Below are 25,993 nucleotides of genomic sequence, written 5' to 3' on the forward strand. Positions count from 1 at the left end.
GGCGCCCGCGCCTCAGGTGCCGACCTTGCCGCCGCCGATGCGGGTGATGGCCACCACGGACGGGCGCGGCGGCATGCCGTCCTCGAAGTCCGGCCAGCGGGTGGAGGGGTCGTCGAAGCTGGAGACGCGCCCGTCCTCGCTCTCGCCCGGATGCTGGACCGCGACGAAGAAGGTGGCGTCGTCGGGGGTGAAGTAGGGCCCGCACATCTCCGCGCCGATCGGCACCGAGAAGAAGCGCTTGGCGGTGCCGCGCCCCGGCCCCTCGGTCTCCACGCCCCAGACGCCGTCGGTGCGGCCGGTGGAGGCGTGCGAGTTGCCGTCGGTGGCGACCCACAGGCGGCCCTGATGGTCCACCGCGCAATTGTCGGGGTTGGCGAACCAGCCGTGCGCGGAGGTGGCGGGCGAGAAGGTGGCGCCCACCTCGGCGACGCGCGGGTCGCCGCAGCGCACCAGCACCTCCCACGTGAAGGCGCGGCCGGCGTGGTCGCCGTCCTTCGGCGTGATCTCGACGATGTGGCCGAACGCGTTCTTCGCCCGCGGATTGGCGCCGTCCACCTCGGCCTCGGTGCGGGTGTCGTTGGCGGTGAGCATCACGTAGACCTTGCCGGTCTGCGGGTTCACCTCCACGTCCTCGGGCCGGTCCATGCGGGTGGCGCCCAGCGCCGAGGCGGCGAGGCGGGCATGGATGAGCACGTCGGCCTGGGTGGCGAAGCCCTTCTCGGGCGTGAGCGGGCCCTCGCCCTGGACCAGCGGGCGCCATTCGCCGCTGCCGTCGGCATGGAACACCGCCACGGCGAGGGTGCCGGCATCGAGGATGTCGCGGTTGGCGGCGGCATCGGCGCGGTCCACCCTGGCGTCGGTGACGAAGCGGTAGACGTGCTCCATCTTCTGGTCGTCGCCCTGATAGGCCACGTAGCGCCCGTCGGCGTTGACGATGCCCGCCGCGCCCTCGTGCTTGAAGCGGCCCATGGCGGTGCGCTTCCTCGGGGTGGAGGCGGGATCGAACGGGTCGATCTCCACCACCCAGCCGAAGCGGTTGGCCTCATTGGGCTCCTTCTGCATGTCGAAGCGGTCGTGGTGGCGCGCCCAGGCGAAGGCGTTGCCGGGCAGGCCGAAGCGCTTCAGCGCCTCGGCGTCGGGCAGGCCCTCGCGGGTGCCGGAGAAGTAGTAGTTGAAATTCTCCTCGCAGGTCAGCCAGGTGCCCCAGGGGGTGATGCCGCCGGCGCAATTGTTGAGCATGCCCTTCACGCTCAGCCCGTCCGGATCGGCATGGGTCTTCAGGCGCGCGTCGCCGGCGGCGGGGCCGGCGAGCGCCATGGGGGTCTCGGCGGTGATGCGGCGGGCATATTTCGAGCCCGGCACCACCTGCCAGCCCTCGGCCCCGCGGCGGATCTCGATCACTGCGCCGCCATGGGCGGCCATCTCGATGTCCACCAGCTCCCGCGTCATGCCCGAGAAGCCGTTCTTCGGCGTCTGCGGGACCATGCCGGGGAACATCAGCTCCTCGTTGGTGTATTCGTGGTTCACCACCAGCAGCCCGCGGGCGGCGCCGTCCGGCCCGTCGCCAAGCGGGATGAAGCCGACGAAGTCGTTGTTGTAGCCGAACTGGAGCGCCTGGGCGGCGGCGGTCTGCGCCTTCGGGTCGAAGGCGGGCGCGCCGGGCAGCACCGGGTCGCCCCAGGAGATCAGCACCTTCGCCTCGTGCCCCTCGGCCACGTGGATGGTCGCGTCGGGGGCGGCGGTCAGCTCCGGGAACGGGAAGCGCGTCAGCTCGTCGGCGGCCTCGGCGCGCCCGGCGGCGAGCGCCAGCGGCGAGACCGTGGCGGAGATGGCGGCCACCCCGAGCAGGCCCTTCAGCAGGTCGCGCCGGCCGAAGCGGGCGGCGACCACGTCGCCGAAGGTGGGCGCGCCGGCCGGGCTCGCGGCGACGTCGTCGCCTGCCTCGCGGGCGCGGGCGGTGGGCAGGAAGAAGGCAGGCTTGCTGTGGTCCATGGCTGGCGTCCGCCGTCTCGGGGGAGATCGGCGGCCACCTTAGGGCGCGGCCCGTGACACGCGCTTGAAGGCCAGGGGCGGAAAACAAAAGGGGCGCCCGGATGGGCGCCCCAGTTGGGAGAGTCCCGTGAAGCCCATGGGCGGCCCGGCGAACCGGGCCGCCCGAAGGCGGATCAGACCGAGTAGTACATCTCGAACTCGACCGGGTGCGGCGTCATCTCGAAGCGCATCACCTCGGCATACTTGAGCTCGATGTAGGACTCGATGAAGTCCTTCTGGAACACGTCGCCCTTCAGCAGGTACTCGTGGTCGGCGGCGAGCGAGTCGAGCGCCTCGCGCAGCGAGCCGCACACGGTCGGGATCTGCTTCAGCTCGGCCGGGGGCAGGTCGTACAGGTCCTTGTCCATGGCGGAGCCGGGGTCGATGCGGTTCAGGATGCCGTCCATGCCCGCCATGAACAGGGCCGCGAAGGCGAGGTAGGGGTTCGCGCCCGGATCGGGGAAGCGGACCTCGACGCGCTTGGCCTTCGGGTTGTTGGTGTAGGGGATGCGGCAGGAGGCCGAGCGGTTGCGCGCCGAATAGGCGAGCAGCACGGGGGCCTCGTAGCCCGGGACCAGGCGCTTGTAGGAGTTGGTCAGCGGGTTGGTGAAGGCGTTCAGCGACTTCGCGTGCTTGATGATGCCGCCGATGTACCACAGGCAGTACTCGGAGAGGTCGGCATACTTGTCGCCGGCGAACAGCGGCTTGCCGTCCTTCCAGATCGACTGGTGCACGTGCATGCCCGAGCCGTTGTCGCCGAAGACGGGCTTCGGCATGAAGGTCGCGGTCTTGCCGTAGATGTTGGCCACCTGGTGGATGCAGTACTTGTAGACCTGCAGGTGGTCGGCCATGGTCACGAGCGAGCCGAACTTCAGGCCGAGCTCGTGCTGGGCGGACGCCACCTCGTGGTGGTGCTTCTCGACGTTGGCGCCCATCTTCGCCATGGAGGCGAGCATCTCGGAGCGCATGTCCTGGGCCGAGTCGATCGGCGGGACGGGGAAGTAGCCGCCCTTGGTCTTCACGCGGTGGCCGAGGTTGCCGCCCTCGTACTCGGTGTCGAAGTTGGTGGGCAGCTCGATGGAGTCGAGCTTGAAGCCGGTGTTGTACGGATCGGCCTTGAAGCGCACGTCGTCGAAGATGAAGAACTCGGCCTCGGGGCCGAAATAGACCGCGTCGCCGATGCCGGTGGACTTGGCATAGGCCTCGGCCTTCTTGGCGATGGAGCGCGGATCGCGGCCGTAGGGCTGGCCGGTGGTCGGCTCCAGCACGTCGCACACGATCGACATCGTGGTTTCGGAGAAGAACGGGTCGATGCAGGCGCTCGCCGGGTCCGGCATGAGGAGCATGTCGGACTCGTTGATGGCCTTCCAGCCGGCGATGGAGGAGCCGTCGAAGGCGGTGCCTTCGGAGAGGAATTCCTCATCCACCATGCCGATGTCGAAGGTCACGTGCTGCCACTTGCCGCGCGGGTCGGTAAAGCGCAGGTCGACGTATTTCACGTCCTCGGACTTGATGGCGTCGAGGACGTCCTTGACCGTCTTGAGCTTCATGAGAGGGTCTACCTTTCTTCGATCAGCAGTGAAATTGGGCGAGGAAGGGGGGATCAGATGGCGTCGAGGCCGGACTCGCCGGTGCGGATGCGGATCGCCTCCTCGATCGAGGAGACGAAAATCTTGCCGTCGCCGATGCGCCCGGTCTGGGCGGCGCGGCGGATGGCGTCCACGGCCTTGTCCACCATTTCGTCGGAGAGGACGATCTCGATCTTCACCTTGGGCAGGAAGTCCACGACGTACTCGGCACCGCGGTAAAGCTCGGTGTGGCCCTTCTGGCGCCCAAACCCTTTCGCCTCCGTTACGGTGATGCCCTGCAGTCCGACGTCCTGAAGGGCCTCCTTCACCTCGTCCAGCTTGAAGGGCTTGATGATTGCCTCGATCTTCTTCATGCGCTCCGTCTCCCTGGCCCGGCCCTCCGCCGCATGGCCGAGCCGGCGCAATTGAAGCAGGATGCGTGCCACGCTCAGGCTCAATGGCCCGTGCCATCCGCATCCCCGTGTGGGGCTCAATTATGCACACCTGATGTGCACGATGGTCAAAAACTGGGCGAAAAACTTCGGGCGGCGTTCCGTCGCCTGGATATGAACTAGGCAAGCGGGAGCTGGATGTGGGCTGCGAGCTTCTCGAACCGTCCGAAATGGCGCGCGCGGACGCTTTCGCCGTGCAAATGGGCACGGCTTCCCTAACGCTCATGGAGCGCGCCGGCACCGCCGTCGCGGACGTTGTGGCCCGCGCGCCGCTCGCCACCCGCGTGCTGGTCCTGTGCGGGCCCGGCAACAATGGCGGCGACGGCTTCGTCGCCGCGCGCGTGCTGGCGCAGCGCGGGTTCCGGGTGCGGCTGGCGCTGCTGGGCGACCTCGACCGCCTCTCGGGCGACGCCGCCGTGGTGGCGCGCCAGTGGAAGGGGACGGTGGACGAGCCGGCGGCGGTGGATCTTTCCGCCTGCGACCTGATCGTCGACGCCTTGTTCGGCGCCGGCCTCGCCCGCGACCTCGACGGCGCCGCCAAGGCGCTGGTGGAGCGCATGGCGGCGTCCGGCAAGCCCATCGTCGCCGTGGACCTGCCCTCCGGCCTCGACGGCGCCACCGGCCGCGTGCGCGGCGCGGCGGCCAAGGCGCGCGAGACCGTCACCTTCTTCCGCCGCAAGCCGGGCCACCTCCTGGAGCCGGGCCGCGGCCTGTGCGGCCGGATGCGGGTGGCCGACATCGGCATCCCCGACGACGCCATCGCCGCGGTGCGCCCCGCCGCCTTCGCCAACGCGCCGGCCGCCTGGCAGCACGCCTTGCCGCTGCCGGCGGCCGAGGGCCACAAATACGACCGCGGCCATGCGGTGGTGGTGAGCGGGGAGGCCTGGACCTCGGGCGCGGCGCGGCTCAGCGCGCGCGGCGCGCTCCGGGCCGGGGCGGGGCTGGTCACGCTCGCCTGCCCGGCGAGCGTGCTGCCGCTCCAGGCGGGCTCCTACGCCGCCATCATGACGCGCGAGGCGCAGGACGCGCGCGGCCTCGCTCACCTCCTGGAGGACCGGCGGCTCCACACCGTGGCGCTCGGCCCGGGCCTCGGGGTCGGCGAGGAGACGCGGCGCCGCATCGCCGCCGCCGCGCCCGGCCGCCGGCTGGTGCTGGACGCCGACGCGCTCACCTCCTTCGCCGGCGAGGCGGGCGTGCTAGCGGCGCTGCTGGCCGGGGCGGAAAGCGCGGTCATCACGCCGCACACGGGCGAGTTCGCGCGCCTGTTCGCGGGCGCCGACGACATCCTCTCGGCGCCCTCCAAGCTCGCGGCGGCGCGCGCGGCGGCGCGCCGGCTCGGGGCGGTGGTGGTGCTGAAGGGGCCGGACACGGTGGTGGCGGCGCCGGACGGGCGCGCCATGATCGCCGAGAACGCCCCGCCCTTCCTCGCCACGGCGGGGGCGGGGGACGTGCTGGCGGGCTTCGTCACCGGGCTCCTGGCGCAGGCCATGCCCGCCTTCGAGGCGGCGGGCGCCGCCGTGTGGCTGCACGGCGAGGCGGCGCGCGAGGCCGGTCCCGGCCTGATCGCCGACGACCTGCCCGAGGCGCTGCGCGCGGTCTACGGGCGGCTGTTCACCCAGCTTGCGGGGTGAGGGCGCGCGTTGCTGGGGGTGATCGGGGCGGACATAGAGCGGCGAACCCCTCACCCCGGCCCTCTCCCGCCGGGAGAGGGGCGCGAACGGGGGGCGGCCTTCCGGACAGGGCGCGCGGCACGCCGCAGGCAAACCCTCTCCCCGGCGGGGAGAGGGCAGGGTGAGGGGAAAGGCCGCCGGGCCGCCGGAATGCGGCGCCCTCAGCCGGGCGTGACCTCGTAGGCGCGGCTCGCCACCACCGCGCCGTCGCCCACCCGCTGGGCGATGATGGGCCAGCGGCCGGGGCTGTCGGCCAGGAAGGCGACCCGCACCGTGCTCTTCGGCGCCACCGGGACGGTGTCGTGCCACCACGGCTTCCAGCCGTCGTCCATGCCGTCCAGCAGGCGCACCGGCGTGCCCTGGATGTGCACCGAGACCGGCGCCTCCATGGTGTTGGACAGGGTGAGCACCACCACGCGCCCGGCCTTCACCGATCCCACCACCGGCGGGCCGGCGGCGGTCTCGCCGATCGGCACGTCGAAGCGCGCCGCGTTCTGGAGCGGGATCTCCTTGGGCAGCGCGTTCGGTGGCAGAGCGGGGGGCGGGCCGTCGGGCGCGGTGCCGGCGGGACCCACCGGCGCGATCACCGCCAGGCGGATCGGGTCCTGCGTGGTCTCCAGCTCGACGATGGAGACGTCGGCGTCGTCGAGCGTCGCCGCCACGTCGGCCCGGCCGCCGGGCGGCAGCTGGAGGCGGCCCTCCTTCAGCTCGAACGGCTCGGCCGGCTGGCCGTCCACCGCGATCACATAGGCGGCCGGCCCCCGGACGCGCAGCTTCAGGAACAGCGTGGTGGCGTTGATGAAGCGCAGCCGCGCCCGCCCGTCCGCCGGCCCCTGGAAGGTGGGCGAGATGGCGCCGTTGACCGGGAAGATCGGCATGCCGGTCTCGGGCGGGAACGACTGGATGAACAGCACGTGGTCGGCGCCATAGAGCGCCGGGCCGGGCTCCTCCACCACCAGCGCGCCCGCGAGCGCGCGCCGCGCGAGCGCGGGATTGGCCGCGTGGTACCAGAAGGTCCCGGCGTCCGGCGCCGTGATGCTGACGGTGCCGCTCTTGCCGCCGGCGACCGGCGCCGAGGCGACGGCGGCGCTCGCGGAGGGGCCGCGCAGGCCGTGCCAGGTGAGCGCCACGTCCTCCTTCAGGCCGTTGGCGAGGGCGACGTTCAGCGTGCCGCCCTTCTTCACCCGCAGGACCGGTCCCGGCAGGCCCTGGTTGAACAGCGCGAGGCGGCCCGGGCCGGCGAGCTCGGGGCGCGCCGCCTCGGCGGCCGCCAGCTGGGCCGAGACCGGCGCGGGGACCGGCGGCGCGCCGCCGGCGGCCGGCGCGGCGGGCTGTGCCTGGGCGGCCGCGAGGCCGCCGGTCGCGGGCAGGAGGAGGGTGGCGGCCGCGCCCTGGAGGAGACTGCGTCGGGTGGGGCAGGGGGTGCTCACGCTGGGCTCTCCGCGGCTCGTTTGGCGGACCATCTTACGGCGCCGGGAAAAGGGCAAGCGCCATTCGCCGGCCCACGCCCCGCCACCGCGCAGACCGCCTCAGCGCGGCCGCCGTCCTGCTCCGACTTGATCGGAGCATCCATTCACCCTGCGTCCGGGCGGGCGGCTGCGTCCATGGGCCCTCGGGTCAAGCCCGAGGGCGACGGCGGTGTGGGTGGGCGAGGGCGGGAGGAGAGGGGACGGTAGGGGACAGGGACCATAAGGGGGACAGGGACCACCGGGGGAGGGGGGCGGCTGGGAGGAAGGTCGCGGAGCGGCTGGCGCGGCCCATCCACCCTCAACCGCCGTCATGCTCCGACTTGATCGGAGCACCCATGCCCGGCGTCCAGGCGGGCGGCGGGGTCCATGGGCCCTCGGGTCAAGCCCGAGGGCGACGGCACGGAAACGGCGGTGGCGAACGACGGCGGGGGAGCGGCGGTGGCGGGCGCGGGCGGCGGCTCCGGGCCGCCATTTTCTTGCTGCGCCCGCATGCGAGCGTGATATAAGCCGCCACTCCGATCGGCGCTCCGGCGACCGGTCACCGCGGTGGTGCGCGCTCCCGGGGGCGGTTCGTCCGGCGTCCCGGGCCGGCGGGTTGCCCGGCTGGGATGCCTCTCGCCGCGGCGGGCTGCGGCGTGCGGGATCCGGCAGCGGGTCCTGGCAAGCGGGCGTGGCGGAACTGGTAGACGCGCGGGATTTAGGTTCCCGTGACGATGAGTCGTGGGGGTTCGAGCCCCTCCGCCCGCACCATCTCGCCGACGCGCATCCGTGCCGGACCCGGCCTTATCGCGTCGCCTGCGCGCGGGCGATTCGCGCGGGACGGCCGCGGGGAGACGGGCGCGGGGGACAGGAATTTGAACGCGGACCGCGCCGGGCGCGGGCCCGCACGGGGTGCAGACAAGAGGACCGCGCCGGGCGCGGCCCAGGACAGGTGAAGGCAAGACGATGCAGGTGACCGAGACCCAGGCCGAAGGCCTCAAGCGCGCGTTCCGGGTGGTGGTTCCGGCCACCGAGCTGGACGCCAAGGCGACCGCGCGCCTCTCCGACCTCAAGGACAAGGTCAAGCTCAACGGCTTCCGTCCGGGCAAGGTGCCGGTGGCGCACCTGAAGCGGGTCTACGGCAAGTCGGTGATGGCCGAGGTGATCGAGCAGACCGTGACCGAGGCCAACGGCAAGATCGTCGAGGACAACGGCTTCCGCCTCGCGCTCCAGCCCAAGGTGGCGCTGCCCGAGGACCAGGACGAGGTGAAGGGCGTCATCGAGGGCGAGAAGGACCTCACCTACACCGTCGAGCTGGAGCTGCTGCCGAAGATCGAGCTCGGCAACTTCAAGGAGCTGAAGGTCGAGAAGCCGGTGGTGGAGGTGAGCGACGCCGAGGTGGACGAGACCATCGCCCGCATCGCCGACGCCAACCGCCCCTACAGCGCCAAGGACGGCGCCGCCGCCAAGGGCGACCGTGTCAGCGTCGACTTCGTCGGCACCATGGACGGCGAGAAGTTCGACGGCGGCTCGGGCGAGGACGTCCAGGTGGTGATCGGCTCCAACAGCTTCATCCCCGGCTTCGAGGAGCAGCTCGAGGGCATCACCGTGGGCGAGACCCGCACGGTGAACGTCTCCTTCCCCGAGGCCTATGCCGCCCGCGCGCTCGCCGGCAAGCCGGCCTCGTTCGAGGTCACCGCCAAGGGCATCGAGGCGCCCGGCGAGCTGGTGCTCGACGACGAGTTCGCCAAGACGCTGGGCCAGGAGAGCCTCGCCAAGCTCAAGGAGCTGGTGCGCCAGCGCATCGAGAGCGAGCACGCCGGCGTCGCCCGCCAGAAGGTGAAGCGCACCTTGCTCGACGCGCTCGACGCGGCGCACCAGTTCGACGTGCCCGCGGGCCTCGTGGAGCAGGAGTTCAACGGCGTGTGGGAGCAGGTGAAGCAGGACCTCGCCGCCCAGAACCGCACGTTCGCCGACGAGGACACCACCGAGGACGAGGCGCGGGCCGAATACCGCAAGATCGCCGAGCGCCGGGTGCGCCTCGGCCTGGTCCTTGCGGAAATCGGCGAGCGCAACAATATCCAGGTCTCCGACGACGAAGTGACTCGCGCCGTGGTGGAGCGCGCGCGTCAGTTCCCCGGCCAGGAGCAGCAGGTGTGGGACTATTATCGCCGCAATCCCCAGGCGATGGCCTCCGTCCGCGCGCCCCTGTTCGAGGAGAAGGTGGTCGACTTCCTCCTGGAGCTCGCCGACGTGACCGAGAAGAAGGTCACCAGGGAGGAGCTCTACAAGGAAGATGAGGACGAGAAGGCGGCCTGATTCCCCCGGGCCGGCTTCGCTGAACTTGCGAACGCGCGCGGCGGACTTGTCCCTCCGCCCGCGCCCCGAGGATTAGAAATGCGCGATCCCGTCGATACTTATATGAATTACCTCATCCCCATGGTGGTCGAGCAGACTAACCGGGGCGAGCGCTCTTATGACATTTTCTCGCGCCTTCTGAAGGAGCGCATCCTGTTTCTGACCGGCCCGGTCGAGGACGGCATGGCCACCCTCGCGGTGGCGCAGCTGCTGTTCCTGGAGGCGGACAACCCGAAGAAGGAAATCTCGATGTACATCAACTCCCCCGGGGGAGTGGTGACGTCGGGCCTCGCCATCTACGACACCATGCAGTTCATCAAGCCGGCGGTGTCGACGCTCTGCATCGGCCAGGCGGCCTCCATGGGCTCGCTGCTGCTGACCGCCGGCGAGAAGGGCATGCGCTTCGCGCTGCCGAACGCCCGAATCATGGTCCACCAGCCGTCCGGCGGCTTCCAGGGCCAGGTGACGGACATCATGCTCCACGCCCAGGAGATCCTCAGCCTCAAGAAGCGGCTGAATGAAATCTATGTGAAGCATACCGGCCAGCCCTTCGAGGCCATCGAGAACGCGCTGGAGCGCGACAACTTCATGACCTCCGACGCCGCCAAGGAGTTCGGGCTCATCGATTCCGTGATCGACAAGCGCCCGAGCGACGACGCCGCCAAGGCCGCCTGAGCCATCCCGCGACCGGCAGGTTCGATCCAGGCCGCGCCCCGACGGGCGCGGCAGGACGCCGCACGAGGGGCGGAATTCCCGCTTGCGTGCAGTGCGAGATCGCGCTTGCATGGTTCATAGCCGGCATCGACACGTCGCGTCGTCGGCCTCTCCCCGCTCAGCGTCGGGGGCTGCGCCGCGACACCGTCCAGCGCCTGTGATGACGGGCATTGGGCCGATGCCGGGAACGATGCGGACCGGGTGCGCGGCGGCACTCCCTGAGCCGGAAGCACGACCTTCCGGGGGAAACCCTCCTGCCTGCCTTGATCGTGTCGCCAGAGGGTGGTTGGCTTCGTGCCGACCGAAATGACGGAATGCGGGGTTGGCGAGCTTCTTGCTTGGTCCAATCCCCAATCGGGTCCGTAGGAAGGGATGCCCACCGGGCGCCCCGAAACCGGCGGACCGCAGGAGACGTGAGATGAGCAAGACCGGCGGCAGCGACAGCAAGAACACGCTTTACTGCTCGTTCTGCGGCAAGAGCCAGCACGAGGTCAGGAAGCTCATCGCCGGACCGACCGTGTTCATCTGCGACGAGTGCGTCGAGCTGTGCATGGACATCATCCGGGAAGAGTCCAAGTCCTCTCTGGTGAAGTCGCGGGACGGCATCCCGACCCCGAAGGAGATCCGCAAGGTCCTCGATGACTACGTCATCGGCCAGGACCACGCGAAGAAGGTCCTCTCGGTGGCGGTGCACAACCACTACAAGCGCCTCAACCACGCCACCAAGCACGGCGACGTGGAGCTGGCGAAGTCCAACATCCTGCTGATCGGCCCCACCGGCTCCGGCAAGACGCTGCTGGCGCAGACGCTGGCGCGCATCCTCGACGTGCCCTTCACCATGGCCGACGCCACCACGCTGACCGAGGCCGGCTACGTGGGCGAGGATGTGGAGAACATCATCCTCAAGCTGCTCCAGGCGGCCGACTACAATGTCGAGCGGGCGCAGCGCGGCATCGTCTACATCGACGAGATCGACAAGATCAGTCGCAAATCCGACAATCCCTCTATCACCCGCGACGTGTCGGGCGAGGGCGTGCAGCAGGCGCTGCTGAAGATCATGGAAGGCACGGTGGCCTCCGTGCCGCCCCAGGGCGGCCGGAAGCATCCCCAGCAGGAGTTCCTGCAGGTGGACACCACCAACATCCTGTTCATCTGCGGCGGCGCCTTCGCCGGGCTCGACAAGATCATCTCGTCGCGCTCGAAGGGGTCCACCTCCATCGGCTTCCAGGCCAAGGTCGCCCCGCCCGAGGATCGCCGCCCCGGCGAGGTGTTCCGCGAGGTGGAGCCCGAGGACCTGCTGAAGTACGGCCTCATCCCCGAGTTCATCGGCCGCCTGCCGGTGCTGGCGACGCTGGGCGATCTCGACGAGGAGGCGCTGAAGAAGATCCTCTCCGAGCCGAAGAACGCGCTGGTGAAGCAGTATCAGCGCCTGTTCGAGATGGAGAACGTGGACCTCACCATCCACGAGGAGGCGCTCGGCGCCATCGCCCGCAAGGCGATCGAGCGCAAGACCGGCGCCCGCGGCCTGCGCTCGATCATGGAGGGCATCCTGCTCGACACCATGTTCGACCTGCCGGGCCTCGAAGGGGTCGAGGAGGTGGTGATCTCCAAGGAAGTGGTCGAGCAGAACGCGCGCCCGCTCTACATCTATGCGGACCGCGTCGGCGACGCAGGCGCCAGTGCGTGACGCCCCGGAGCCCACGCCAAACCCCCGCACGGCCTGCGCGGGGGAGGCGGGAGCTTGGGACGAGGCGGCGGGCGCGACGGACGGCCGGACCATGAGCCTGCTCATGACCGGCCGTCGCCGCGCCGTCCTCCCCGTGCCGGCCCGGCGCGGGGCCGGGCGCCGGCGGGCAGGCGCCCCCGGCATGCCCTTGAAATGGATCGGTGGCCTCTCCATCTTGGTTTGGAAAGTTCCGGTCTCGGGGCTCGAAGATCGTGTCTCCAGCGGCCCGGGGCACGCGCCGGTCGGCCTGCAGCGCAGGCGGTCCGGAGAACGCGTCCTCCCGCCAAGCCGCGTCAGCATTGAAAATCGAAACCCGTCTCCGGCCGCGTGCACGCGCGGCAGCGCCTTCGCGCGTGCAGCTTCTGAAAGGATTGCCCTATGACGAGCCCGAAGCCGCGTCCCCCGCTCGTTGCCGGAGTGTCTCAGACCTTCCCGGTTCTGCCGTTGCGGGACATCGTCGTCTTCCCGCACATGATCGTTCCCCTGTTCGTGGGCCGCGAGAAGTCCATCCGCGCCCTCGAGGAGGTGATGCGCGGCGACACCTACATCCTGCTCGCCACCCAGGAGAACGCCTCGGACGATGATCCGGCCGCCGACGCCATCTATCGCGTCGGCACGCTGGCGACCGTGCTCCAGCTGCTCAAGCTGCCCGACGGCACCGTGAAGGTGCTGGTGGAGGGCGTGAGCCGCGCCCAGGTGGTCAAGTACACCGAGCGCACCGACCTCTACGAGGCCGAGGCCATGATGCTGTCCGAGGAGGAGGGCGACGTGGTCGAGGCCGAGGCGCTCGCGCGCTCGGTGGTCAACGAGTTCGAGAACTACGTGAAGCTCAACAAGAAGGTGTCGCCCGAGGTGGTGGGCGTCGTCGGCCAGATCGACGACCACTCCAAGCTCGCCGACACCATCGCCTCCCATCTCGCGGTGAAGATCCCCGAGAAGCAGGCGGTGCTGGAGACCGTGAAGGTCGCCGACCGGCTGGAGAAGGTGCTCGGCCTGATGGAGAGCGAGATCTCCGTCCTGCAGGTGGAGAAGCGCATCCGCACCCGCGTCAAGCGGCAGATGGAGAAGACCCAGCGCGAGTACTACCTCAACGAGCAGATGAAGGCGATCCAGAAGGAGCTGGGCGACGAGGAGGGCCGCGACGACCTGCAGGAGCTGGAGGACCGCATCAAGCGGACCAAGCTCACCAAGGAGGCGCGCGAGAAGGCCACCCACGAGCTGAAGAAGCTGCGCCAGATGTCGCCCATGTCGGCCGAGGCCACCGTGGTGCGCAACTATCTGGACTGGCTGCTGTCGATCCCGTGGAGCGTGAAGAGCAAGGTCAAGAAGGACCTCTCCTTCGCCCAGGAGATCCTCGACACCGATCACTACGGCCTCGACAAGGTCAAGGAGCGCATCGTCGAGTATCTCGCCGTGCAGAGCCGCGCCAACAAGCTCACCGGGCCGATCCTGTGCCTCGTCGGGCCTCCCGGCGTCGGCAAGACCTCGCTCGGCAAGTCCATCGCCAAGGCGACGGGCCGTGAGTTCGTGCGCGTGGCGCTCGGCGGCGTGCGCGACGAGGCGGAGATCCGCGGCCACCGGCGGACCTATATCGGCTCCATGCCGGGCAAGATCATCCAGTCCATGCGCAAGGCCAAGAAGTCGAACCCGCTCTTCCTGCTGGACGAGATCGACAAGATGGGCGCGGACTTCCGCGGCGACCCGTCGTCGGCGCTGCTCGAGGTGCTGGACCCCGAGCAGAACCACACCTTCAACGACCACTATCTGGAGGTCGACTACGACCTCTCGAACGTGATGTTCGTGACCACGGCGAACACGCTGAACATCCCGCCGGCCCTTCTGGACCGCATGGAGGTGATCCGCATCGCCGGCTACACCGAGGACGAGAAGGCGGAGATCGCGCGCAAGCACCTGATCCCCAACGCCATCGCCAAGCACGGCCTCGGCCCGAAGGAGTGGACCATCGACGACGAGGCGCTGATGACCCTGATCCGGCGCTACACCCGCGAGGCGGGCGTGCGCAACCTGGAGCGCGAGATCTCCACCCTCGCCCGCAAGGCGGTGAAGGAGCTCGTGGTCTCCAAGAAGAAGACGGTGAAGGTCACGTTGAAGAACCTCGAGGACTTCCTCGGCGCGCCCCGCTATCGCTACGGCGAGGCGGAGATGGAGGACCAGGTGGGCGTCGTCACCGGCCTCGCCTGGACCGAGGTGGGCGGCGAGCTGCTCACCATCGAGGGCCTGATGATGCCCGGCAAGGGCAAGATGACGGTCACCGGCAACCTGCGCGACGTGATGAAGGAGTCGATTTCCGCGGCTGCGTCCTACGTGCGCTCGCGGGCGGTGGACTTCGGCATCGAGCCGCCGCTGTTCGAGCGCCGCGACATCCACGTCCACGTTCCCGAGGGGGCGACCCCGAAGGACGGGCCGTCGGCGGGCGTCGCCATGGCCACCGCCATCGTCTCGGTGATGACCGGCATCCCGGTGCGCCGCGACGTGGCGATGACCGGCGAGATCACGCTGCGCGGGCGGGTGCTGCCCATCGGCGGCCTCAAGGAGAAGCTGCTGGCGGCCCTCAGGGGCGGCATCAAGCGGGTGCTGATCCCGGAGGAGAACGCCAAGGACCTGGCGGACATCCCGGCCAACGTGAAGAACGCGCTGGAGGTGATTCCGGTGTCCCGCATGGACGAGGTGCTGGGCTACGCGCTGGTGCGCCGTCCGGAGCCGATCACCTGGGAGGAGCGGCCGGTCAACGCGCCCGAGACCCCGGTGGCGGACGAGGAGACCCCCGGCGTGGTTGCTCACTGAGCGATTTCAAAGGCTTAGCTGTTAGAGCAGGGCGGCGCGCACCACGCGCCGCCCTGTTTCTTTTCGCACCCGCACATGGAGAAATCGTGCATTGGTGCGGGTTTGTCGACGATGACGCTTGCAAAAGCCGCATTTTCCGTGAAGCTTCGCGCCGATCGCCCTGGGCTCGAACCCGCGCGATTCGAGTGTATTCAACGGAAGGGAATGGTCAGATGACCACCAAGAACGAACTGATCGCCGCGGTGGCTGAAGAGGCCAAGCTGACGAAGACGGCCGCGGCTGCGGCGGTGGACGCCACCTTCGACATCATCGCCAAGGCGCTCAAGCAGGGCGAGGAAGTCAAGCTGATCGGCTTCGGCAGCTTCTCGGTGGTGAAGCGCGCCGCCCGCGAGGGTCGCAACCCGCGCACCGGCAAGCCGGTGAAGATCAAGGCGTCGAAGGCGCCGAAGTTCACCCCCGGCAAGGGCCTCAAGGAAGCCGTCAACGGCTGACCGGCCTAGCTTCGGACGTCGCGCCCCCATGGCGCGCCGTCCGATCCGGGGCCGAACGTGCCTGGCTTCGGAGGTGCCGCGCGGCGGATTGTCGGTGCAGCGGCTTTCGCCGATCTCAAGCGCCGCTTCCCAACCGGATATGTCGACCCCGTTTACGGCCTGACCGCCGAAGAGATGATGGCACTGGCCATCTACACCTCCATTTCCGGTCACCATCTGCGCATCAATCGAAGCCTCTGGGAACGGCGGAAGGATTCGCCCGCCCGAATGGTTTCGCGGGCGCTCGCGGGCGCGCTGGGAAAGCTGCCGCGCCACCCCGGCCTGTGCTTCCGCTCGGTCGATCCGGCGGGCGGCCCCGAGCAGGCGCGGAAGGACTATGCCGTCGGCAGCACCGTCTCCTGGCCGGCCTTCACCAGCACGAGCGTGAACATCGCCGATTGTCCGGCGCGCTCAGTTCTGTTCGTCATCCGCTCGGAGACGGGGCGCATCTTGCGCTACGTCAGCGAGATGCCCGACGAGCGCGAGGTGCTGTTTGCGCCCGCGACCGCCTTTGATATCCTCGGGCAAGCGGAGGCAGGCGGCAGGCTGATTGTCGAGATGGCGGAAGTCTGAAGGCATGGCACCGGCGTCCAACAAGGCCGTGAAGGCGCGCCCTTCCGAGGTCTTGCCCCTGTCGCAGGATGCCGCCGCGCCGCGCGGGCCTTCCTCATGAAAGTGTCATCCGATCCGGCCCCCGGCGGTCTTGGCCGGCGCATGCAGGAGAGCGGCGGCCCGCCGCAGCCGGCGGAGCCCGCCCGCGCCTCGACCAAGGCCGAACTGATCGCCGCGGTGGCTGAAGAGGCCAAGCTGACGAAGACGGCCGCGGCTGCGGCGGTGGACGCCACCTTCGACATCATCGCCAAGGCGCTCAAGCAGGGCGAGGAAGTCAAGCTGATCGGCTTCGGCAGCTTCTCGGTGGTGAAGCGCGCCGCCCGCGAGGGCCGCAACCCGCGCACCGGCAAGCCGGTGAAGATCAAGGCGTCGAAGGCGCCGAAGTTCACCCCCGGCAAGGGCCTCAAGGAAGCCGTCAACGGCTGAGGCGCCCGCCGACCGCCTCATCATCCCCCCGCCGCCGACAGCCCCTCGGCCGCCTGCAGCAGCTTCTCCAGCAATTCGCCTTCCAGCATCGCGCGCGGCGTGCGCCCGAGATTGGTGCTGAGATTGAGCGCCGCCACCACGGCGCCTTCCGCGTCGCGGATCGGGGCGGCGATGCCGCAGGCGCCCAGCTCCAGCTCCTCGCACACCAGCGACCAGCCGCGCGCCCGCACGCCGGCGATCTCCCGTTCCAGCGCCGCGATGTCGGTGATGGTGTGCTGGGTATAGGCCGGCCGCGCGGCGTCCGCGAGCCGTGCCCGCAGCGCCTGCGGCGTGAGCTGGGTCAGCAGCACCCGCCCCATGGAGGTGCAGAAGGCGGGCAGGCGGCTGCCCACGGAGAGCCGGTTGCGCAGGATGCGCGCCACGTCCGCGCGCGCTACGAAGGTCGCCTCGGCCCCGTCGAGCACCGAGACCGCGACCGTCTCGTTGGTGGCGGCCGAGAGCGCCTCCACCACCGGGCGGGCGCGCTCGGCGATGTCGAGCGACGACAGGTAGGAATAGCCGAGCCGCAGCACCCGCGAGGTGAGGGCGAAGCGCCCGTCGCCATCCTGGCGGGCGAGGCCGAGCGCCACCAGCGTCAGCAGCAGGCGCCGCGCGCCGGCCCGCGGCAGCCCGGTGCGCTGGGCGGCCTCGGAGATGGTGAGGCCGCCGGCCGCGCCCTCGAACGCCGACATCACCGCCAGTCCCTTGGCGAAGGCCTCCACGAAGCCGTCGCCGCCCTTCGGCCAGGCGGCGATGTCGGCGGCCGTCCACAGCTGCTTCACAGCCGCCCCCGTTCGTTCTAGAATGTTCGTACATCGATCATATGTTCATTGTACGAACAAATCAAGGGAGGGTGCGCATGTTTCTCAAGCGACTTGCTCCGGTTCTCGCGCTGGCGGCGCTGCTGCCGGCCGGGGCCATGGCGGACGGCTTCCCGACCCGGCCGATCAAGCTGGTGGTGCCCGCCGCCACCGGCGGGCCGACCTTCATCACCGCCAAGATGGTGGCGGACAAGATGACCGAGAGCCTGAAGCAGCCGGTGATCGTCGAGCCGGTGCCGGGCGCCGGCGGCAACACCGGGGCGCTCCAGGTGGCCCGCGCCGAGCCGGACGGCTACACGCTGCTGGTGGCCACCATCGGCACCCACGCCATCAACCAGACGCTCTACAAGAAGCTGCCCTTCGACCCGATCGCGGATTTCGAGCCGGTGTCGCAGCTGGTGCAGTATCCCCTCGTCCTGGTGGCGAACGCGGACTTCCCGCCGAGCACGGTCCCCGAGCTGATCGCCTACGCCAAGGCCAATCCCGGCAAGGTGCTGCGCGCCTCCGGCGGCAGCGGCACCTCCATGCACCTGACCGGCGAGCTGTTCCGCTCGCAGGCCGAGGTGGACATGCCCCACGTGCCCTACAAGGGCAGCGCGCCCGCGCTCACCGACCTTGCCGGCGGCCACGTGCAGATCATGTTCGATTCGCTGATGACCGCCATGCCGCTGGTGAAGGCGGGCAAGCTGAAGGCGCTGGGCGTCACCGGCGCCACCCGCTCGCCCATCGCCCCCGACGTGCCGACCATCGCCGAGCAGGGGCTGAAGGGCTACCAGGCGTTCGGCTGGATCGGCATCGTCGCCCCCAAGGGCACGCCGGCCCCGGTGGTGGACATCCTCGCGAAATCGGTCGCCGAGGCGCTCAAGGACCCGAAGATCCGCGAGACGCTGATCGCCCAGGGCGCCGAGCCGGTGGGCTCCACCCCCGCCGCGTTCCGCACCTTCATCGCCGACCAGACCAAGCTCTGGGCGGTGGCCGTGAAGGCCTCGGGCGCGCAGGTGGAGTGAGCGGCATGACCTTCCATTCCGTTCCCCTGTCCATCCCCAGGGCCGAGTTCGCCGCCCGCGTCGCCGCCCTCGCCGCCCGCGTGAAGGCGGAAGGGGCGGGCGCCTATGTGGGCACCCGCCTCGGCGCGCTGCATTACCTCGGCGGCGTCTTCATGCCCTGGCGCGGCGCCGTGGTGGTGACGCGCGATGGCGCGTGCGAGATGGTCTACTGGGCCATGGACGCCGAGCGCGTCCGCGCCGAGGGCTGCGCCCAGACCGTCACCGACTTCACCGGCTCGGCGCTGGTGGAGGGGGTGGCGGCCATCCTCGCCCGCCACGGGCTCTCGAAGCTGCCCGTGGGCGTCGACCTGGAGCATCCCGGCGCCGCCCAGGTGGCGCCCGGCATGCTCACGGCCGGCGAATACCTAGCGCTCGGCCGGGCGCTGCCCGAGGCGAAGCTGGTGAACGGCGTCGACTGGATCGACGACCTGATGCTCATCAAGTCGCCGGCCGAGATCGCGCTGCTGCGGCGGGCGGCCGAGGTGGCCGCCGCCGGCTTCGAGGCCGGGGCCGCGGCGGTGGCGGACGGCGTCAGCGAGAACCACGTCGCCGGCGTGGTGGAGGCGGCGATCCGCGATGCCGGCTCCTCCTGGGCCTGGGCCATCACCGGCGGGACCGAGGTGGGCGCGGGCGACCGCTCGGCCTATGCCCGCGGCGTCACCCAGCAGGCCACCGACGCGGTGATAAGGCGCGACGCGTTCGTGGTCATCGACCTGCATTCCATGGTGGGGGTCTATCTCTCGGACCTCTCGCTGCCGGTGTTCCTCGGCACGCCGACGCCCGAGCAGGCCGCCATCGCCGCCTGCTGGGAGGAGGCCGCCGCCACCATGCTCAAGGCCCTGCGGCCGGGGCGGCCGGTGAAGGACTGCGCCGCCGAGGGCCATGCCGTGTTCGCGCGCCACGGCTTCGGCGCGCTTGGCCTGCCGCTGTTCGGCCACGGCCTCGGCACCTGCGCCCGCACCCGGCCGTTCGTGAACCCGTCGAGCACCGACACGGTCCGGGAGGGCATGGTGATCGCGCTCGGCACCCACCTCTACGTGCCGGGCGTCGGCGGGCTGCGGCTGGAATATCCCACCGTGATCACCGCCGCCGGCGGCGAGGGCCTCAGCGGCCTGCCGCCCAAGGTGCGCTACCTGCCATGAGTCGGAAGCCGGGGCGGGCGAGGGCTCGCCCCGGCTTCCAGGCTCAGCGACGGGGCACCTTGCCGGACCGCAGGGCGTGTTGCTCTGCCGCTCCACCGCGCCAGCTGGACTCGCCAAGTGGCTTCGCCCAAGTGGCTTCGCGCAAGTGACTTCGCCGATGGGGCTCGCCGCCGGAAGGCCGGGCGCGCTCCCTCTCCCGCGAGCGGGGGAGGGCCGGGGAGGGGGGAAGGGGGCGGTCAGGACCGGGAGAGCCGCCCGCTCTTGCCCCGCTGGCCGGCGGCCATGGATGACGATCCGGGGCCGCCCCGCCGCGCGCTCTTGTCCGCCCCGCCGCGCGGTGGTTTAAGGGCGGGCAGGGGCGGTTAGCTCAGTTGGTAGAGCATCTCGTTTACACCGAGAGGGTCGGCGGTTCGAGCCCGTCACCGCCCACCATCTCCACCACCACCCCCCTCCACCCCCCTCCACCCCCCTCCATCGCGCCACCCCGATCCTCCCCTTCGCGGCGCCCCTTCGCGCCCGGTTCCGGCGCCGGGACGACCAAGGCGGGACTTGCACGTATCGGCGCGGGATTCGCGCGGGACCGGCGCCTTGGCCGGCGGGATTTTCCCATGTCGTCCCGCACCGGCCGGGGCGGCGCGCGGCGGCGCTGCGGACGGGGGGCAAAAACCGTCCGGAAATGCACAGGCCTTGCTTGACTTGGGGCGGGGGGTGCCTTACCACGCCGCTCTCCCCGGCGCACCGCCTCAGCGGGCGCCGGTTCGGGGGTGTAGCTCAGTTGGTTAGAGCGCCGGCCTGTCACGCCGGAGGTCGCGGGTTCGAGCCCCGTCACTCCCGCCAGATATTCCAACGATCCAGATATTCCAACAGCATAGATGCCCTGGCCCGCCTGCCGCGGCGCCGGTCGGCGCGGCGTTGCCGCCTCCTGGCGAGGTCTTCGTTCCGGCGGCGGAATCGGTGATGATGGGGTCGCGCCGCCGCCTCGCGGCGCCTGCCATCCGTCCGAGATCATGGGCCTTTCCCGCCTTTCCCTCCGTCCGCCGCGGCGCGCCGCTTGCCTCGGCGCGCTCGCCCTCCTCGCCGTGATGCCCTTGGCGGCGCAGGCGTCGGATCGCCACAAGAGCCTCTGCCCGTTCGAGATTCCGGCAGACGCCCCGCCCTTCGCCCTGCCGCGCGAGGTGGCCGCCATCGGCGCCGGCGGGCCGCTGCGCATCCTCGCCATCGGCTCCTCCAGCACCGCCGGCTTCGGCGCCTCGGGAAACGCGCTCGCCTATCCCGCCCAGCTCGCCGCGCGCCTCTCCGCCGCGCTCGCCCCGCGTTCGGTCATCGTCACCAATGCCGGCGTCTCCGGAGAGACCGGGCCGGCCACGCTGCGGCGGCTGGAGACGGCCCTGGCCGCGCCCGAGCCGCCGCAGATCGTGATCTGGCAGGTGGGCACCAACGACGTGCTGTTCGGCGGCAACCCGGCGGCCCTGGAAGCTCTGGTCGCCCGGGGCCTTGATGCGATCATCGCGGCCGGGGCGGTGCCGATCGTCGTCGACCAGCAGTATTTCCGCGCCATCCTGAGCCTCGGCCACTACGAGGCCTTCGTCGCGGCGGTGCGGCGCGCGGCGGCGGCGCGCGGCGCCGCGCTCCTCGACCGCTACGCCATCATGAAGCATTGGGCGCAGGCGGCGCCGCAGGCGTTCAACTCCATCATGGCGCTCGACCGCTTCCACATGGGCGACCGTGGCTATGCCTGCCTCGCCGACCTGATCGCCGCGGGCATCCTCGCGAGCCCGCCCGCGGCGTCGCCGCCGCCGGCTCCGGCCGAGGACGCGCCGCCGCCGGCGCGCGCCCCGGCGGGCGCGCCCATGCGCTGAGTTCGGCCTTCGCCGGCTCCGCCGGAGCGGTTGTGACCGGGTGCCGACACGCCTGAGGTAATTTGGTGCGGCTTGACCTGTGACAAAAATGCCCGCCCGCCGTCAAAGATGTTTCGAATCGTAACCCTAATGACAACCAGTGATCCCCTTGCGCTGCAGCAGGTGTTAAAAGAGGGTTAAGGCAAGGGGCGGGCCTTGCCGGCAATAACAGCCGGATTCTTTGGCATGCGACTTACGCTCAACGTCGTGCGGACGGGCGGGTCCGACGGCGCGCGGAACAGTTGGTCCTGCGTCCCGATCGGATTTGCCAGGGGCGCCGCCGCGCTCTTCAGCCTCGCCACGCTCCTTGTTCTCGGCGCCCCGGCGCCGGCTCAGGCGCAGCAGACCGCTGCGGCGGATGCCGACCCCGAGTTCAACGCGCTCTTCTACGACTCCCTCAAGCGGCCCGCCGACGTGGAGCTTGCCTACCGGCTGGCCGCGCGCGCCACCCAGCTCGGGGACTACGAGGCCGCGATCGGCGTCTACGAGCGCATCCTGTTCTACAATCCCAAGGTGGTGCGGGTGCGGCTGGAGCTCGGCCGGCTCTATTACCGGCTCGGTGCCTATGAGAGCGCGCGCTCCTATCTCCAGCCGATCTCCGGCGACACGGCGCTGAGCCCGTCGGAGCAGGCCAACGTCACCGCCTATCTGGAGGAGATCGAGCGCCGGCTCTCCACCAACCAGTGGAGCGTCTATGCCCAGGCGGGCGTGCGCTACCAGTCCAACGCCAGCTACGGTCCGTCGAGCCGCATCATCATCGGCGACGACGTGGCGGCGCTGCTGCCGCCGAGCTACGCCTCCAAGGCGGACGGCAACGTGTTCGGCCTCGCCACCGTGCGGCACGTCTATGATTTCGGCAACCAGCGCGGCGACGTCTGGGAGAGCAACCTCAACCTCTATTATTCCCAGCAGTTCCAGATCCAGCGCCTCAATCTCGGGTTCGTCGAGGCCAATACCGGCCCGCGCCTCGCCTTGGCGCCGGACGCGCTGCCCGGCTCGTCGGTGCGCCCCTACGTGCTCGCCGGCGGCATCTCGCTCGGCGGCGCGAGCTATCTCGGCTCCTACGGCGCGGGCGTTTCGGTCTACCTGCCGTTCAGCCCCTATTTCTCCATCGAGCCGTTCGTCGAGGCGCGCCAGCGCGACTACCAGAACAGCTCCGACTATCCCACCGCCGGCTTCCAGAGCGGCGGCATGTGGACGGTCGGCGCCGGCCTGTTCGGCCGCATCACCGAGGGCGTGAGCTGGCGCGCGCGCCTCGCCTACAACGATGCCGACGCCACCGTGCCCTGGTACGCCTACGACAACTTCAACGTCGACCTGGCGCTGCCGGTGGAGTTCCAGGGCCTGTGGGGCGTGAAGAGGTGGGTGGTGATCCCCTCCGCCGGCTATTCCTACTATGGCTACGATGCCGCCAACCCGTTCGTCTCGCGCTTCATCCCGCGCACCGACGACCAGTACCGCGTCGGCGTCGCCCTCGACGTTCCGATCCACGAGCAGTTCGGCCTGCTCACCCAGGTCCAGTACACCTGGGCGAGCTCGTCGCTGCCCAACTACTCGTTCGACAATTTCAGCGTGTCGATCGGGCCGAACGTCCGGTTCTGAGGAGGACGCGCCATGCCCATCAGCACTCCCGCCCGGCTCCTCGCCTCCGTTGCCTCGCTCGCCCTCGTCGCCGCCGCCGGCGCGCCGGCGCTGGCCCAGAACTCGCAGGTGGGAACCGCCTCCGCGGTCAATCCGCGCGCGACCGGGCAGGGCGGCGCCCGGGTGCTGGAGCTCGGCTCCAGCATCATCCACCGCGAGCGCATCCAGACCTCGGACACCGGCAGCGTCCAGGTGATGTTCGTGGACAAGACCACGCTCAACATCGGCCCCGGCTCGAACCTGGTGATCGACGAGTTCGTCTACGATCCCAACAAGAAGGCGGGGTCCATGGCGCTCTCCCTCACCAAGGGGGCGGTGCGCTTCGTGGGCGGTGCGGCGAGCCATACCGGCGGCGCCGAGGTGAAGACCCCGGTCGCAACCATCGGCATCCGTGGCGGCGTCGCCGGCATCACCCATCTCGGCGGCGAGACCCGCGCCATCCTCCAGTTCGGCACGCTGACGGTGCAGGGCCCCTCCGGCGAGCCCATCGTGCTGCGCCGTCCCGGCTTCATGGTCGTCATCGGCCCGAACGGCATCGTCGGCCCGGTGCGGGTGAGCCAGGCGGAGATCGACGCGCTGATCGCCAAGACGCTCAGCAAGGGCAAGCAGACCGGCGGTCGTCCCGGCACCACACCCGATCTCGCCGGGCTTGCGCCCAATGCCGGCGGGCCGTGCTCCATGCCGGCCCAGGGCCAGACCACCATGGACCTCGCGGCGGTCTCGTGCCGCTATTTCAACACCCGGCTGCAGAACGAGGCGGATACCGTGGCCGAGCAGGCCTCGCAGCAGGGGCAGGGCAACGTCTTCATCCCGGTCTATGTGCCGCCGCTGCCCAATCCCTACGGGCCGGGCGGCTATGGTCCGGGCGGCTACGGGCCCGGCGGCTATGGCGGCGGCTACGGCTACAGCTCCTATGGCGGAGCGCCGAATCCCGGTCCGGTCTCGCCCGGCTTCCCGCACCTGCCGAACTGGCCGAACCTGCCCAATTTCCCCGGCTTTCCGGGAAATGGGGGCGGGGGGAACAATTTCAGCAGCGGTCCGCCGACGCCGCCGCCTCCGCCGCAGATCACCTGCGTGCCGCCCTACTGTTGAGGCGTCTCACGCCGCGAGCAGCGCGAGACAGCGTTCCACCAGGTGGTCGAGCGGCGGCCGCTCCTCCAGGATGGCCCGGTGCATGCGCCCGGCGGCGAGGGCGACGTGGGCCGCGTCCTCGTCCTCCGCGAAGGCGAGAATGTCGGTGGGATCAGGCATGTAGCCGGGATCGAACAGCAGGCGGTTGCGCGCCACGCCCGCGGCGGCGACGGCTTCCCCGTTGAGATAGTGCTCCACGTGCTGGCAGAGCGTGTATTGCGGCACGCCCGCCGCGAGCGCGTCGGCGGCCACGCCGGCGCTGCCCTGATGCAGCACCAGGCGGGTGCGCTCCAGCACCGCGCTCAGCCGCTGCGGCTCGCCATGCACCCGCGCTCCCGCCAGCCGCAGCGCGCCGGCGATCTCGGGTGGGATGCCCGGGGCGTAGATCTCCAGCATCGGCCCGAGCACCCGCAGCGCCGCCAGCACGTCCGGGCGTGAGACCACGTCCACGTGGAGATAGGCGAAGATGCCGGCGGCATCGTTCCGGCGTTCGCGCATGGGCTCGATCACCAGCGGTCCCTCGGCCGGCCGCACGCGAAGGTCCGCATAGGGATCGAGCAGCTGGAAGGTGGTGACGAAGACATCGTCACCCTGGAACAGCGCGCCCACGCGGTCGATCGGGTCGAGTCCCTCGGCCGCGAGCGCGCGGTTGGCGGCGGCGAGCAGGTCTTCGTCCCGCGCCTCCGGCGGCATGAAGGTATGAAGCAGCGGGAAGGCGGTCAGATGCTGCGGCGGCTGGCAGAAGCCAACCCCGCTCTGGATCATCCGCGCCCGCCCGCGCGCCGCGAGCGTGGCCATCGGCGCATAGTCGAGGATGACGAGGTCGGGCCGCACCTGGTCGAGGATGGCGCGCCAGCCCGCGAGCGCCCGGCCCATCGCCCGGTCGTCGAGAAGACCGGCCTGGGCGAGGGAGTCGGTGAGCGTGGCCGAGGCGGGCCTCATCCGGTGGCCCGCAGGCGTGGTCTCCGGCGCTTCCAGAACCGGGAATCCGGACTTGACCATGGGCGTGGCGAAATAGGGCCGGCTGCACGCCGCCACAACCTCGTGGCCGGCCGCGGCAAGGCGGCTGCCGATGCGGGCGAGCTTGACCGAGTGGCCATAGCCCACCCCCAGCTCCCAGGCGAGAAGCACCCGTCTCGAACCCAATCCGGCCTCCTTCGGCGCAGCGGCGCGCGCAGCCTGACGGCAGGGCATGAATGCATTCTTGCGGACAAAAGGTCGAGCCCGGGCGTGGCGGCGGCCTGCGGCGCCAATTCCGGTTGCCTCCGGGGGGGCTGGTCGGATATCCCGGTGCGCGCACGCGCCGCCGTGATGCTGGCGCCGGCCGGCGTGTTGGCCGGTACGCTGGGGGCAAGGAGCAGGCTGATGAACAGGTTCTCGCGCAGGTCTCTCGGCGTCCCGTTCCTGGCGGGCGCCGCGCTCGCGGTGTTCGCCTTCGCCGCGCCGGCCCTCGCCCAGACCGCCGCGCCCGCCGCCGCGGCGCCGGCGGTCACCGAAACCCGGACGGTGCACGAGGACTGGACCGTGCGCTGCAAGAAGGGCGGCGCCGCCAAGCCCGAGTGCGAGGCGGTGCAGACGCTTCAGACCACCGACCTCAAGGGCGTGCTCGCCCATATCGCCGTGCGCGCGGAGAAGGACGGGCCGGTGCGCCTCATCGTCCTGGTGCCGCCGGGCGTGTGGCTGCCGGCGAACGTGGTCTTCAAGGTGCCGAACGTTTCCGACATCACGCTGACCTACAAGCGGTGCGGCCAGCACTGCGTCGCCTCCACCGAGCTCACCTCGGCGCAGCTCGACGCGCTCAAGGGCAGCGCCGGCAAGGGCGAGTTCACGTTCGAGAACGGGTCGCGCAGCCCCATCATCCTCCCGGTCTCCTTCAAGGGGCTCGGCAAGGCGATGGAAGAGGCCCTGAAGGGCTGATCCTTTCCTCTGGGTCGT

At 70.5% G+C, this 25,993-nt stretch carries 20 protein-coding genes and 3 tRNA genes; 17 read left to right on the forward strand and 6 right to left on the reverse strand.

Features of this window, described 5'->3' with window-relative positions; all coding sequences use genetic code 11:
* Window positions 1–12: 12 nt before the first annotated feature.
* The 3 genes from V5F67_RS10965 to V5F67_RS10975 all read right to left on the reverse strand — a co-directional run bounded on the left by V5F67_RS10965 (window position 13) and on the right by V5F67_RS10975 (window position 3,973).
* Complete coding sequence (locus V5F67_RS10965) at window positions 13–1,992, reverse strand: PhoX family protein (RefSeq protein WP_394019269.1); 1,980 nt, start codon at window positions 1,990–1,992, stop codon at window positions 13–15.
* Between the two features lie 173 nt (window positions 1,993–2,165).
* Window positions 2,166–3,581, reverse strand: a complete 1,416-nt coding sequence (gene glnA / locus V5F67_RS10970) for a type I glutamate--ammonia ligase (RefSeq protein WP_394019267.1) — start codon at window positions 3,579–3,581, stop codon at window positions 2,166–2,168.
* Window positions 3,582–3,634: 53 nt separating this feature from the next.
* The gene (locus V5F67_RS10975) at window positions 3,635–3,973 is read right to left on the reverse strand and encodes a P-II family nitrogen regulator (RefSeq protein ID WP_121622298.1); all 339 of its coding nucleotides are present in this window, start codon (window positions 3,971–3,973) and stop codon (window positions 3,635–3,637) included.
* A 248-nt stretch (window positions 3,974–4,221) separates the two neighbouring features.
* Between V5F67_RS10975 and V5F67_RS10980 the strand changes: the two genes are divergently transcribed.
* Window positions 4,222–5,682: an NAD(P)H-hydrate dehydratase gene (locus tag V5F67_RS10980; protein WP_394019265.1), complete on the forward strand. Its 1,461-nt coding sequence runs from the start codon at window positions 4,222–4,224 to the stop codon at window positions 5,680–5,682.
* A 200-nt stretch (window positions 5,683–5,882) separates the two neighbouring features.
* Here V5F67_RS10980 and V5F67_RS10985 read toward each other — a convergent pair whose 3' ends face one another.
* Window positions 5,883–7,151: a multicopper oxidase domain-containing protein gene (locus V5F67_RS10985; protein WP_509210565.1), complete on the reverse strand. Its 1,269-nt coding sequence runs from the start codon at window positions 7,149–7,151 to the stop codon at window positions 5,883–5,885.
* Between the two features lie 703 nt (window positions 7,152–7,854).
* On the opposite strand from V5F67_RS10985, the gene V5F67_RS10990 reads away from it, so the two are divergent.
* From V5F67_RS10990 to V5F67_RS11025, 8 genes are all read left to right on the forward strand, one after another.
* Window positions 7,855–7,940, forward strand: a tRNA-Leu gene (locus V5F67_RS10990).
* A 195-nt stretch (window positions 7,941–8,135) separates the two neighbouring features.
* Entirely contained in the window at window positions 8,136–9,488 is a 1,353-nt protein-coding gene (gene tig, locus V5F67_RS10995) for a trigger factor (protein ID WP_394022253.1), read from the forward strand.
* A 78-nt stretch (window positions 9,489–9,566) separates the two neighbouring features.
* Window positions 9,567–10,202: an ATP-dependent Clp protease proteolytic subunit gene (locus tag V5F67_RS11000; RefSeq protein ID WP_394022252.1), complete on the forward strand. Its 636-nt coding sequence runs from the start codon at window positions 9,567–9,569 to the stop codon at window positions 10,200–10,202.
* A 457-nt stretch (window positions 10,203–10,659) separates the two neighbouring features.
* Entirely contained in the window at window positions 10,660–11,928 is a 1,269-nt protein-coding gene (clpX, locus tag V5F67_RS11005; RefSeq protein WP_121622302.1) for an ATP-dependent Clp protease ATP-binding subunit ClpX, read from the forward strand.
* Window positions 11,929–12,345: 417 nt separating this feature from the next.
* Entirely contained in the window at window positions 12,346–14,772 is a 2,427-nt protein-coding gene (gene lon / locus V5F67_RS11010; protein ID WP_394022251.1) for an endopeptidase La, read from the forward strand.
* 212 nt (window positions 14,773–14,984) lie between these two features.
* Window positions 14,985–15,263 carry an HU family DNA-binding protein gene (locus tag V5F67_RS11015; RefSeq protein ID WP_121622304.1) on the forward strand — a complete coding sequence of 93 codons (279 nt, stop codon included), beginning with the start codon at window positions 14,985–14,987 and terminating at the stop codon, window positions 15,261–15,263.
* Between the two features lie 57 nt (window positions 15,264–15,320).
* On the forward strand, window positions 15,321–15,875 hold the full coding sequence (locus V5F67_RS11020) for an ADP-ribosyltransferase domain-containing protein (protein WP_394022262.1): 555 nt from the start codon (window positions 15,321–15,323) through the stop codon (window positions 15,873–15,875).
* A 141-nt stretch (window positions 15,876–16,016) separates the two neighbouring features.
* Window positions 16,017–16,340 carry an HU family DNA-binding protein gene (locus V5F67_RS11025; RefSeq protein WP_509210661.1) on the forward strand — a complete coding sequence of 108 codons (324 nt, stop codon included), beginning with the start codon at window positions 16,017–16,019 and terminating at the stop codon, window positions 16,338–16,340.
* A gap of 20 nt (window positions 16,341–16,360) precedes the next feature.
* Here V5F67_RS11025 and V5F67_RS11030 read toward each other — a convergent pair whose 3' ends face one another.
* Window positions 16,361–17,161: an IclR family transcriptional regulator domain-containing protein gene (locus tag V5F67_RS11030; protein WP_394017784.1), complete on the reverse strand. Its 801-nt coding sequence runs from the start codon at window positions 17,159–17,161 to the stop codon at window positions 16,361–16,363.
* A gap of 77 nt (window positions 17,162–17,238) precedes the next feature.
* Here V5F67_RS11030 and V5F67_RS11035 point away from each other — a divergent pair, with 77 nt between their 5' ends.
* The 7 genes from V5F67_RS11035 to V5F67_RS11065 all read left to right on the forward strand — a co-directional run bounded on the left by V5F67_RS11035 (window position 17,239) and on the right by V5F67_RS11065 (window position 24,019).
* A complete protein-coding gene (locus V5F67_RS11035; protein WP_394017783.1) occupies window positions 17,239–18,207 on the forward strand; it encodes a Bug family tripartite tricarboxylate transporter substrate binding protein in 969 nt (322 codons plus the stop codon).
* Between the two features lie 5 nt (window positions 18,208–18,212).
* Complete coding sequence (locus V5F67_RS11040; protein ID WP_394017782.1) at window positions 18,213–19,388, forward strand: M24 family metallopeptidase; 1,176 nt, start codon at window positions 18,213–18,215, stop codon at window positions 19,386–19,388.
* 356 nt (window positions 19,389–19,744) lie between these two features.
* Window positions 19,745–19,820: transfer RNA gene (locus V5F67_RS11045), tRNA-Val, on the forward strand.
* Window positions 19,821–20,148: 328 nt separating this feature from the next.
* Window positions 20,149–20,225 (forward strand) — tRNA-Asp (locus V5F67_RS11050).
* Window positions 20,226–20,395: 170 nt separating this feature from the next.
* Window positions 20,396–21,247, forward strand: coding sequence for an SGNH/GDSL hydrolase family protein (locus V5F67_RS11055; RefSeq protein WP_394017781.1), 852 nt, complete (start codon window positions 20,396–20,398; stop codon window positions 21,245–21,247).
* A gap of 225 nt (window positions 21,248–21,472) precedes the next feature.
* A complete protein-coding gene (locus tag V5F67_RS11060; protein ID WP_394017780.1) occupies window positions 21,473–22,888 on the forward strand; it encodes a tetratricopeptide repeat protein in 1,416 nt (471 codons plus the stop codon).
* A gap of 12 nt (window positions 22,889–22,900) precedes the next feature.
* Complete coding sequence (locus V5F67_RS11065) at window positions 22,901–24,019, forward strand: FecR family protein (protein ID WP_394017779.1); 1,119 nt, start codon at window positions 22,901–22,903, stop codon at window positions 24,017–24,019.
* A gap of 6 nt (window positions 24,020–24,025) precedes the next feature.
* Here V5F67_RS11065 and V5F67_RS11070 read toward each other — a convergent pair whose 3' ends face one another.
* The gene (locus V5F67_RS11070) at window positions 24,026–25,204 is read right to left on the reverse strand and encodes a glycosyltransferase family protein (protein WP_394017778.1); all 1,179 of its coding nucleotides are present in this window, start codon (window positions 25,202–25,204) and stop codon (window positions 24,026–24,028) included.
* A gap of 219 nt (window positions 25,205–25,423) precedes the next feature.
* On the opposite strand from V5F67_RS11070, the gene V5F67_RS11075 reads away from it, so the two are divergent.
* Window positions 25,424–25,975, forward strand: a complete 552-nt coding sequence (locus tag V5F67_RS11075) for an invasion associated locus B family protein (protein WP_394017777.1) — start codon at window positions 25,424–25,426, stop codon at window positions 25,973–25,975.
* Window positions 25,976–25,993: the final 18 nt, after the last annotated feature.

The organism is Xanthobacter pseudotagetidis (genome assembly GCF_043194795.2).
GTDB lineage: Bacteria > Pseudomonadota > Alphaproteobacteria > Rhizobiales > Xanthobacteraceae > Xanthobacter > Xanthobacter tagetidis_A.

Excerpts from the sequence above, each read along its gene's own strand:
- V5F67_RS10965 (WP_394019269.1), bottom strand. The coding sequence starts at position 1,992 with ATGGACCACAGCAAGCCTGCCTTCTTCCTGCCCACCGCCCGCGCCCGC.
- glnA (WP_394019267.1), bottom strand. The coding sequence starts at position 3,581 with ATGAAGCTCAAGACGGTCAAGGACGTCCTCGACGCCATCAAGTCCGAG.
- V5F67_RS10975 (WP_121622298.1), bottom strand. The coding sequence starts at position 3,973 with ATGAAGAAGATCGAGGCAATCATCAAGCCCTTCAAGCTGGACGAGGTG.
- V5F67_RS10980 (WP_394019265.1), top strand. The coding sequence starts at position 4,222 with ATGGCGCGCGCGGACGCTTTCGCCGTGCAAATGGGCACGGCTTCCCTA.
- tig (WP_394022253.1), top strand. The coding sequence starts at position 8,136 with ATGCAGGTGACCGAGACCCAGGCCGAAGGCCTCAAGCGCGCGTTCCGG.
- V5F67_RS11000 (WP_394022252.1), top strand. The coding sequence starts at position 9,567 with ATGCGCGATCCCGTCGATACTTATATGAATTACCTCATCCCCATGGTG.
- clpX (WP_121622302.1), top strand. The coding sequence starts at position 10,660 with ATGAGCAAGACCGGCGGCAGCGACAGCAAGAACACGCTTTACTGCTCG.
- lon (WP_394022251.1), top strand. The coding sequence starts at position 12,346 with ATGACGAGCCCGAAGCCGCGTCCCCCGCTCGTTGCCGGAGTGTCTCAG.
- V5F67_RS11015 (WP_121622304.1), top strand. The coding sequence starts at position 14,985 with ATGACCACCAAGAACGAACTGATCGCCGCGGTGGCTGAAGAGGCCAAG.
- V5F67_RS11025 (WP_509210661.1), top strand. The coding sequence starts at position 16,017 with ATGCAGGAGAGCGGCGGCCCGCCGCAGCCGGCGGAGCCCGCCCGCGCC.
- V5F67_RS11035 (WP_394017783.1), top strand. The coding sequence starts at position 17,239 with ATGTTTCTCAAGCGACTTGCTCCGGTTCTCGCGCTGGCGGCGCTGCTG.
- V5F67_RS11040 (WP_394017782.1), top strand. The coding sequence starts at position 18,213 with ATGACCTTCCATTCCGTTCCCCTGTCCATCCCCAGGGCCGAGTTCGCC.
- V5F67_RS11055 (WP_394017781.1), top strand. The coding sequence starts at position 20,396 with ATGGGCCTTTCCCGCCTTTCCCTCCGTCCGCCGCGGCGCGCCGCTTGC.
- V5F67_RS11060 (WP_394017780.1), top strand. The coding sequence starts at position 21,473 with ATGCGACTTACGCTCAACGTCGTGCGGACGGGCGGGTCCGACGGCGCG.
- V5F67_RS11065 (WP_394017779.1), top strand. The coding sequence starts at position 22,901 with ATGCCCATCAGCACTCCCGCCCGGCTCCTCGCCTCCGTTGCCTCGCTC.
- V5F67_RS11075 (WP_394017777.1), top strand. The coding sequence starts at position 25,424 with ATGAACAGGTTCTCGCGCAGGTCTCTCGGCGTCCCGTTCCTGGCGGGC.